The sequence below is a fragment of the Nostoc sp. UIC 10890 genome (assembly GCF_054786515.1).
Genome location: NZ_JBSGKF010000134.1, coordinates 1 through 1,681, shown reverse-complemented (window position 1 = coordinate 1,681; position 1,681 = coordinate 1). Strand labels below are relative to the sequence as shown.

2 protein-coding genes are annotated in these 1,681 nt (G+C 40.0%); both read right to left on the bottom strand.

Features of this window, described 5'->3' with window-relative positions; all coding sequences use genetic code 11:
- Window positions 1-293: hypothetical protein (locus tag ACWATR_RS39870; protein ID WP_460345868.1), on the bottom strand; the 293-nt coding region annotated here is incomplete at its 3' end.
- A gap of 199 nt (window positions 294-492) precedes the next feature.
- On the bottom strand, window positions 493-1,681 hold a 1,189-nt coding region (locus ACWATR_RS39865; protein ID WP_460345865.1), incomplete at its 5' end, for an RNA-guided endonuclease InsQ/TnpB family protein.

The following is a 1,681-nucleotide window of genomic DNA, read 5'->3' as shown; positions in this document are numbered from 1 at the left end:
CCCAAACAAATATGCTTTTGGGTTTGCCAATCGTATCTGTCTTCTATTGTCGGGATTGTGTTAGCTTCAACGATTTCTAATCCCCAATACCCTAATGCGCTAATGCCGAACAACATAGCGCTGACGATGGACAATTTTGCGATGACTTTGAAAATATAATCGCTTAAAGTGGGTAGTGTCTTAAAGGTTTTTCTGTGATGATGATGGATAATGAGTTTACTTGGAGCTACAACCAAAACACGTCTTGGTCTTTGTTGAGTGAGTTGAGAGACAACTTGTTTATTATCAGTCATGGATCGAACCAAATCCTGTTGGTTGTAGCTAGATTATTATCAGTAACTATATTGTAAACTTTCGTCAGGTGAATGTGGTTAAATTTACATAAAAATTCCACATTCAGAAAAGATATTCTAATGGTTAAGCGATGTCATACGAAAAAACCCAGAGGACAAACAAGCGATTAAGCTGAAAGTCAGGTGACATCTCCTACACTCATCGGAGTACCGATAGAGTGTAGGCTTCCAAGACAATCCGGCTACTGCTTAGGAGGCTCTTGGCTTTAAGAACTGGATGACCCTCAGCTCTATTTTTTATGTTTCGCGCTGCGTTGTGGTCACGGTCTAAGCTACATCCACAACTAGGGCAGTTATGCCATCTCACATGCAGCTTTTTAGGGACTTTCACACCACAACTAGAGCAATCTTGACTTGTTCCAGACGCTTTGACTGGGATAACCAACAAACCAGCATTTTCGGCTTTGTTTGTCAGAATCGACAGAAAGCTTGACCATCCAGCGTCAAGTATAGATTTAGCTAATCGTGTTCGTGCAAGTCCTTTCACATTCAAATCCTCAACCGCAATAACATCATATTTCTTCAATAAGTTGTTAGCGATTTTGAAATGAAAATCTTTCCTTTTGTCTGTAACTTTTTTGTGTTGCTTACCTAATTGTTTGATAGCTTTTTGTCTACCAACACTACCTTTTTTTCTACGAGATACTCGTTTTTGAATAACCCGTAAACGTTTTTGAGCGCGGCGGTAATACTGCGGAATTGCAACTACATCATTATCAGAAGTGGTCAAAAATTCCTTCAAACCTACGTCAATCCCAGTTATTGACTCTGGATTGAAATCAGGTCTAATTGCAGGTACAGTCTTATCTTCTAAGCTTAGGGTTGCGTAGTACCCATCAGCTTTTTTGGTAATAGAGCAAGTCTTTACCTTGAATCCGTCGGGTATTGCACGATGTTCTACTAGCTTCACTTTCCCGAATTTTGGAAGAGTTATGAAAGAGTTATCAATACAATCACTTTTGATGCTGGGATAGGTGAAAGTTTTGTATTGATTAGCTCCTTTGAACCGAGGTCTTCCGCTTCGTTTCCCATTACAATCACTATGCAGAAATCTGTCAAAAGCTAACTCTACACGCTTGGCCGCATTCTGCAATACTTGCGAGTGTAGCTCTTTGTACCAGGGACGGTCTTTCTTTAATTGTGGTAGAGAGTCTTGCTGACTGTTGTAGTTAGGATTATTTCGTAACTCCGGTAAATGGCAAACAAATAAAGAACAAGAATTGATGGAGCATCGATTTTCTTCATACCAACGAAACCTGTCCGCTAACAAGTAATTGTATTGACACCGTAGCATGTCTAGCCATCTGTCAAACTGTACTACTTGCTGC